Raw genomic sequence first — 6,321 nt, forward strand, 5'->3', positions numbered from 1 at the left:
TGGCGATACGAGTGTGGTGTGGGGGAGATGAAGCGAGCAGGACTCCTGAACTTTCAGGCGATTTCACCCCAACTAGCTTAACACACCAAAAGACGCTCAGAGCGCCTTATTCGACGTTTATCTCCACGACCCCTTCGGAAGTCCCTGGCCCCTCGATCAATCCCCACGATGTAGCGGCGTGGTTGGCGGACTCGATCAGGCGCTGGGGTGCATGATGCGCGTACCGCGCCGTCATCCGGACGTCGCTGTGCCCCAGCAACGTCCCGATCTCGTTGAGGGGCACCCCTCTGTTCGCCAGCACGCTGGCAAAGCTGTGCCGCAGGTCATGCACGCGTAGGTCATCGGGCAGATCGGCCATCTTCTTGACCCGCTCCCACGTTCTCTTTACCGAAATCAGAGGACGGCCCGGCATCCCGCCGGGGAAGATGTAGGGGTGCCCGTCGTTCCGGATGCGAGCCTGGTAGGCGATGATCTTCATGGCCGGGTCGGACAGGAAGATGCGGCGGGGCTTGCCGCTTTTCGACACCGGCACGGTGAGGATGCGCCGGCTGATATCCAACTCATCCCAACGGGCATTCAGTATCTCATTCCGGCGGGCTCCCGTGACGGCCAGCATGGCGATGACTGCGGCAGACGCACGGTTGCCCACCTCCTTCAAGGCGGCGAACAGGGCATGCGCCTGTTCATCGCTGAGATACATGTCTCGCGGCCGCTCCAGCAGCATGCCGGGCGACGAAGCGGGGTTGTCGCAGGTCACGACCTTCCAGCGGATTGCGAGGTTTATCATGCTGCGGATGGCAGCCAGGTGGCGGTTTACGGTGCCGTTGGCCAGCCCTGATTCCCGCAACTTGGTCTTCATGGCCTGGACATCGGCGGGGGTGACCTCATCCAGCGCCTTGGAACCGAACTGTTGCTCGATGCGCCGGCAGTAGATGCCCATGTTGTCGTGTCCCCGCCGCCGGTCGCGGATATAGGGCAGGAACTGTTCATGGATGAAGCGGCTGATGGTGGGGGTAGCGCGCCGCTTATCCAGGTCTCCAGCCGGGTCCTGCCCCATGGCGGCCTGTGCCCGCAACTCGACCGCCCGCCGTTTGGCCTGGGTCAGGGTGACGTCTGAAAGCCGGCCGATCTTCATGTCACGGGTGCGCCGTCGGGAATCGACGACCCGGACATAGAACGTCCCGCCGTTGGCCTGAACCTCAAGGATCAGGCCCGGCTGACCTGTATCGAAGATGCGGACATAGCGCTTGCCCTCTGGGATCGAGGGCAGGTTGCGCAGCAGCGTTTGAGTGATGGCAGCCTTCATGGTGCAAACCTCCTTTCAGGATGAAGGGGAGATGTGTCAGGGCGTATCGGCGTGCCGCCGACGCGCCGACATGTGGATGTCGAAATCATCCGCATTGGCACGATGGTTCGCCGCTTGGCGGGATGCCAGATACTGAAGGCTGCCTTGGACAGCGGCGGAGACGCAGAGGAACAGGATTTGTCCTGCCGGCCCGACAGGCAGGCGGGGGGCGAGAAGCTTCAAGCGCAGCATGTGGCGCTCCTTTTCGTGGTTCGTGTGGAATGGATCAGGGGCGACCGGTCAGCACGGCCAACCGTCGCCGCTCCGTGTCCAGGGCACGGGAGACGGCAAGGCGTATCGACAGGAGCGTCCGATCAGTCGGCGGTGTCCGCGTCAGGTCCATGTAGAACTGAAGCAGAACCATCAGCAGTTGTTCCGGGCTGACACCTTCACCCTGGCTGACGGCGTCAGGGCAGAGGGACAGGCGCAAGTCGCCGACATACGCCTCGGTCCATAGGTAATCGGCACCGGCGGCACCCGACCGGAAATCCACCGGCCTGGGTTTGGGCTGGCGCTGGGCTTCCAGGCGATGGGCCCGTTCCACCAGCGTCTGCACCCGGTCGGCGAGAGGGGCCGGGCGCCGGGCATATTCGGCCCTGGCCCGCTCTTCCAGGACGGCCAGCAATTCGGCGGGTGCCCACCCGTCGGGGCTGTCACCGTCCCGGCAGCGCAGCAGGATGCCGTGGGCATCGCCCAGCGTGTCCAGGCAGGCCCCGTTCCAGGGGATGGGGAAGTCCCCTGGCCGGTCGGTGTTGGTGAAGAGGATGAAGCGGCCATCGGAACTGCGCTGTTCCAGGACGATGGCATCGGCGGGAATGTCGATCATGCCCGGCCCCCTTCACGGCGTGAAGATTTGCCAGGCGTCTTCCGACGCCACCGACACGGCGACGCCCTCCCGCACGGGGTAGGCGTGCAACTCCTCCTCGGCGGGATCATCATTGATGGCTAGCAGGTCGGGCAGACTGGCCACCGTGATGCCGACACTGCGCAGGTAGGCGATGATGTGCAGCGGGTCGTCTTCCTGCGTCAGGGCGCGCCTGAGGCTGACGGTTTCCGGCACCAGGGCCGGGTGGTGCTCGCCGTACAGACGGCGTGTGAGGTCGCAGAAGGGTTCCTTGGGTTCTTCCATTGCCAGGGCTCCGAAAACGGAAAGGCCCCGTACCAGCGCTGGAACGGGGCCTTTGTTGAGGGACATGGACAACGCCGGGAGGCGTGTCAGGGCAATGAAATGCGGTTGAAAGCACGATCAGTGACGGCTCACTCCTCCTCACGCAGGCTGCCCAGATAGGTCAGCCCGTAGACCGTGATGAAGGTGCCGAACGCCCATCGTGACCCTTCCAGGACCAGCAGGTAGTAGTAGGCCCCGATGCTTAGAGCCATGGTCACCAGAAAGCGCACGAAGCCGCTGGTTTCGTCCTTCAGCAGCGCGTGCCCCATCGCGCAGGCGATCAGGGCGTTGATGCCCAGCCAGACATAGGACAGCACCATTCCGATGGAACCCCAGCCCGGCACCTGGATCAGGGCGAACCCGGTCATGCGGCTTGGAAAGAAGTCGGCGATCAGGTGGCAACTCATCCCCAGGAACAGCGGCCCGGCGGCCGCACGCACACCGGGTACCATGGCTAACACCATGGGCAGGAAGATCGAGTGGGTGACGGCGCTGCGATGATTCAGGAAGGGGATGATCTGGTCCACGTCGGCGATCTTGGCACCCAGGGCGCCGATGGCGGTCATGAGAAACAGATCGCCGATACTGCGGAACAGCCCTTGCCGGGCCAGGGCATGGATGATGGTGATGGCTAAGACCAGAACCAGCACGATCACGACAATACGTAGCATGACACCTCCGAAGCAGAACCCGACTCGGGCGCATCCCCGGCTCAGGTTTGGCGGAAGTATCATCGGTTTGGACGTTAAATGCGCCTATAACGACTTATAGAACGTCGTTCATGCTAATCTATTTCCATGCCCTTGCGCGTTGACGGTGGCTGCCATCCCCTCAACAGCATGATCACCATTCGGCAAATCCGCGCTGCACGGGCGCTTCTGGGCTGGGAACAGCGCGAACTCGCGGACCGGGCGGGCATTTCGCTGACCTCCCTTAGCCGCATCGAACGAAGTCCGGCCCATGACGCCCGGATGTCCACGATGGAAAAGATCAGGGCCACACTGATGGCTGCGGGGATCAGCTTCATTAATCGCGAAGATGGCGTCACTGGGGTTTTGGTGCGCCCATCTACGGGGACGGGAACACCTAACGGATCCTCTTCCACGGACGAGGAATGATCACCGCTCCGTGTGACCGCACGAGGGGCATCCGTTTTTAGAACTACCTGGGCAGCGACCTTCCACAGTTCGCCACTGAGCCGCATATAACGCCCTGGGGACCATGACGGCTTCCATGTCCACGATGGGGAAGATCAGGAAGGCCCTGGTCGCCGCTGGTATCGAGTTCATCAATGACCCGCAACGGCTTGACCGGCGTGTTGATCTGCACAGCCGCGGCAAGGGGCGTAACTGATCGGCATCCAGTTTGCAGCATAATGGGACCGACATGCCGTGTTGGAGTCACTTTCGTTTGGCATCAAGTGAACAGTGGGAAGCCCCCATGCGGGTTCGCTTGGGGGCTTGGTCATTCCTGGGTGCGGCTAGCGGTTCAAGGGGGCGGGCAGGGCTGGAACGATCAGTACCCTTCCTGGGCGGCTAGCCAGATCAAAAGCAGAGACCGTTCATAGCGGATCATCCTTTGACCGAGGTCCCACCAGACGGGTCCCTCACCATTTCTCCTCCAGATCGCGAGCTGGCTGGTCGAGACCGTCAGCAACTCCGCAGCCTGCTCCGAAGTGAGGAAATTGCCCTGCGGAATGGCATAGCCGGACAGGAGCCTCTGCCTCATCTTCCAGGCCTCCCGCTTGTAGTGTTCATCAAGGGGGACGTCGAAGACGTTCTTGGGCTTCTGGTGCCGTTCAGTCATTGTAGACTCCTCGATATGGTGCATTTCGTTAGTGGTGTGATGTCAGCGCTGAGCGGTGGTGCGCAGTACGTCGGCGGCTTCCAGCGTGCTACGGCTGACGCGGTTCTCGAGCCAGGCGTTCAGGTCCGCTCGCTCATACCGGACGACCTGAGACGACAGCTGCCGGAACGGCGGGCCGTCACCGGTGATCCGCCACCGTGCCAATGTACGGGCCGAAACCTTGAGGTATTCGGCAGCCTCAGTCGGCGTGATCAACTCGATCTGCCGCGCGTCAACGGGCTGCGGCGGCGCGTGGCCCGACCTGGACGCGGCGGCGTCCTTGGGGGACGGCTTGGAGGCATTGCGCCTGTGGAGCATTCTGTTTCTCCTTTTTGTTGATGACGGTGGGACGTTCATCCCACCGTCAGGAGCTGCCGTTCAGGCGGTAGCTCGATCGATGGTGGTCCAGCCGGCGGAAGCCCTGGATGCCGTCTGTATCAGGCGGTCCGGTGCATAGTGGGCGTACCGAAGTGTCACGCGGGGATCACTGTGACCCAACAGGATGGCGACCTCACTCAGGGGCACTCCCTGGTTCACCAGGGCACTGGCGAAATTGTGCCGCAGGTCATGCAGGCGGAACGTGGGCGGTAACCCGGCGAGCTTCTTGACCCGGTTCCAGGTGCGCCTCACGTCAACGAGGGACGCGCCGACGACGTGACCGGGAAAAATGAACGGGTTGGCCGGGTCCCGGTGGCGGCGACGCTCACTGAGGATTTCCATCACGGGCGTCGGCAGATAGATGTGCCGGCTCTTGCCGCTCTTCGACAGTGGCACGGTCAGGACCCCATCGAGCAGGTCTTCCCACCGGGCTTTCAGAATTTCGTCGCGGCGGGCACCAGTAAAAGCCAGCACCTGGATGGCGGCCACGGCGTTCCGGTCAGGCATTCGCTGGAAGACCGCCATAAGCGCCGACGCCTGCTCATCGGTCAGACGGGCATCGCGAGACCGCTCCGGCAACATGCCAGGGGATTCTGCCGGGTTGGGACCGTCGAATACCCGCCATTTGATGGCGAGATTAAGGACCCGCCGCACGGTGGCCAGATGCTGGTTGACCGTACCGTTGGCCAACCCCTCGTGCATCAAGGCCGTCTTGAAGTTCTGAATGTCGCTGACCTGGACCTTGTCCAGGGTCAGCCTCCCCATCTGGGTTATGATCCGGTGGAAATATGCCTTGCAGTTCTCGAAACTGCGGAGATTGGACCGGGCGTACGGTGTGTAGTGCTCGGTGATGAAGTCCTGCATCGAGGGCATGGTGCGGGCCCTGTCGAGTGCCGCCGCGGGGTCGCGACCGAGCGTCGCCTCGGCACGGAGTTCCTTCGCCCTGTTGCGGGCCTGGTCCAGCGTGATTTCACCGTACCTGCCGATTTTGATATTGCGTTCCTGACGGCAGTTGTTTCGCACCCTGACGTAGAAGGTGATGCAGTTCCTGCAGATTTCGATGAAGAGTCCGATGAGGATGATATCGAAGACCCTCAAACTCTTTTGGCCCGGTGGAATCAACGGGGGCTTCTTAAGCAGCTTGGCGTTGAGTTCAGCCTTCATGGTTTCGCTTTCCTTTTGATGAACATGGATATGCTGCGTCGGCTCGGCCGCCGTCGTCAGCACGGATGCGTGGTTGTTCTGTGTTGAGTGACTTTGTCCGCGGCGTGCCGGATGAAGGCGAAGCCGGATACCCGGCTTCGGCATGGGCAGCGATGCGCTATGGGATGACCGGTGTCGGCGGCCTCCCTAATAGACTGTCGTGAAGATCGAGCGTCCTAGCGGACAAGTTTGCGCGGCGCGGCCGAACCCCCAGAGGAATTCAGGCGCTGTACCGGCTGGCCGACCGCGATCGGACAGAGCCCGAGCGGTGAAGGCCGAATGGCAGGGGGGCCGCCGCCAGTGGCCTCCCTAATAGACTGTTGTGACGATCGAGCGTCCTAGCGGACAAGTTTGCGCGGCGCGGCCGAACCCCCAGAGGAAT

At 62.4% G+C, this 6,321-nt stretch carries 9 protein-coding genes; 1 reads left to right on the top strand and 8 read right to left on the bottom strand.

The annotated features are described in order from the left end of the window. Positions 1 to 106: 106 nt before the first annotated feature. The 5 genes from ACODSP_RS16075 to ACODSP_RS16095 form a co-directional block, all read right to left on the bottom strand. Complete coding sequence (locus tag ACODSP_RS16075) at positions 107 to 1,306, bottom strand: site-specific integrase (protein ID WP_488966578.1); 1,200 nt, start codon at positions 1,304 to 1,306, stop codon at positions 107 to 109. A 36-nt stretch (positions 1,307 to 1,342) separates the two neighbouring features. Continuing rightward, positions 1,343 to 1,537 (bottom strand): hypothetical protein, encoded by a 195-nt coding sequence (locus ACODSP_RS16080; RefSeq protein ID WP_488966579.1) that lies wholly within the window; start codon positions 1,535 to 1,537, stop codon positions 1,343 to 1,345. 34 nt (positions 1,538 to 1,571) lie between these two features. After that, complete coding sequence (locus ACODSP_RS16085; protein WP_488966580.1) at positions 1,572 to 2,171, bottom strand: hypothetical protein; 600 nt, start codon at positions 2,169 to 2,171, stop codon at positions 1,572 to 1,574. Positions 2,172 to 2,183: 12 nt separating this feature from the next. Beyond that, entirely contained in the window at positions 2,184 to 2,474 is a 291-nt protein-coding gene (locus ACODSP_RS16090; protein ID WP_488966581.1) for a hypothetical protein, read from the bottom strand. A 128-nt stretch (positions 2,475 to 2,602) separates the two neighbouring features. Beyond that, the gene (locus ACODSP_RS16095; protein ID WP_488966582.1) at positions 2,603 to 3,184 is read right to left on the bottom strand and encodes a hypothetical protein; all 582 of its coding nucleotides are present in this window, start codon (positions 3,182 to 3,184) and stop codon (positions 2,603 to 2,605) included. Between the two features lie 126 nt (positions 3,185 to 3,310). On the opposite strand from ACODSP_RS16095, the gene ACODSP_RS16100 reads away from it, so the two are divergent. After that, positions 3,311 to 3,631 (top strand): helix-turn-helix domain-containing protein, encoded by a 321-nt coding sequence (locus ACODSP_RS16100; protein WP_488966583.1) that lies wholly within the window; start codon positions 3,311 to 3,313, stop codon positions 3,629 to 3,631. Positions 3,632 to 4,028: 397 nt separating this feature from the next. On the opposite strand, the gene ACODSP_RS16105 is transcribed toward ACODSP_RS16100, so the two are convergent. From ACODSP_RS16105 to ACODSP_RS16115, 3 genes are read right to left on the bottom strand one after another with little or no spacing between them, the layout of a single operon-like run. Beyond that, positions 4,029 to 4,319 (bottom strand): helix-turn-helix transcriptional regulator, encoded by a 291-nt coding sequence (locus ACODSP_RS16105; RefSeq protein WP_488966584.1) that lies wholly within the window; start codon positions 4,317 to 4,319, stop codon positions 4,029 to 4,031. A 42-nt stretch (positions 4,320 to 4,361) separates the two neighbouring features. Then, entirely contained in the window at positions 4,362 to 4,676 is a 315-nt protein-coding gene (locus ACODSP_RS16110; RefSeq protein ID WP_488966585.1) for a helix-turn-helix transcriptional regulator, read from the bottom strand. Between the two features lie 60 nt (positions 4,677 to 4,736). Beyond that, positions 4,737 to 6,044: a site-specific integrase gene (locus ACODSP_RS16115; RefSeq protein ID WP_488966586.1), complete on the bottom strand. Its 1,308-nt coding sequence runs from the start codon at positions 6,042 to 6,044 to the stop codon at positions 4,737 to 4,739. Between the last annotated feature and the right edge of the window lie 277 nt (positions 6,045 to 6,321).

The sequence above is a fragment of the Niveispirillum sp. FG156 genome, assembly GCF_057809555.1.

What these genes read in the sequence shown, in the direction of transcription:
- ACODSP_RS16095 (WP_488966582.1), bottom strand. Translation starts at nt 3,184, where the DNA reads ATGCTACGTATTGTCGTGATCGTGCTGGTTCTGGTCTTAGCCATCACC.
- ACODSP_RS16080 (WP_488966579.1), bottom strand. Translation starts at nt 1,537, where the DNA reads ATGCTGCGCTTGAAGCTTCTCGCCCCCCGCCTGCCTGTCGGGCCGGCA.
- ACODSP_RS16085 (WP_488966580.1), bottom strand. Translation starts at nt 2,171, where the DNA reads ATGATCGACATTCCCGCCGATGCCATCGTCCTGGAACAGCGCAGTTCC.
- ACODSP_RS16110 (WP_488966585.1), bottom strand. Translation starts at nt 4,676, where the DNA reads ATGCTCCACAGGCGCAATGCCTCCAAGCCGTCCCCCAAGGACGCCGCC.
- ACODSP_RS16075 (WP_488966578.1), bottom strand. Translation starts at nt 1,306, where the DNA reads ATGAAGGCTGCCATCACTCAAACGCTGCTGCGCAACCTGCCCTCGATC.
- ACODSP_RS16115 (WP_488966586.1), bottom strand. Translation starts at nt 6,044, where the DNA reads ATGCCGAAGCCGGGTATCCGGCTTCGCCTTCATCCGGCACGCCGCGGA.
- ACODSP_RS16090 (WP_488966581.1), bottom strand. Translation starts at nt 2,474, where the DNA reads ATGGAAGAACCCAAGGAACCCTTCTGCGACCTCACACGCCGTCTGTAC.
- ACODSP_RS16100 (WP_488966583.1), top strand. Translation starts at nt 3,311, where the DNA reads ATGCCCTTGCGCGTTGACGGTGGCTGCCATCCCCTCAACAGCATGATC.
- ACODSP_RS16105 (WP_488966584.1), bottom strand. Translation starts at nt 4,319, where the DNA reads ATGACTGAACGGCACCAGAAGCCCAAGAACGTCTTCGACGTCCCCCTT.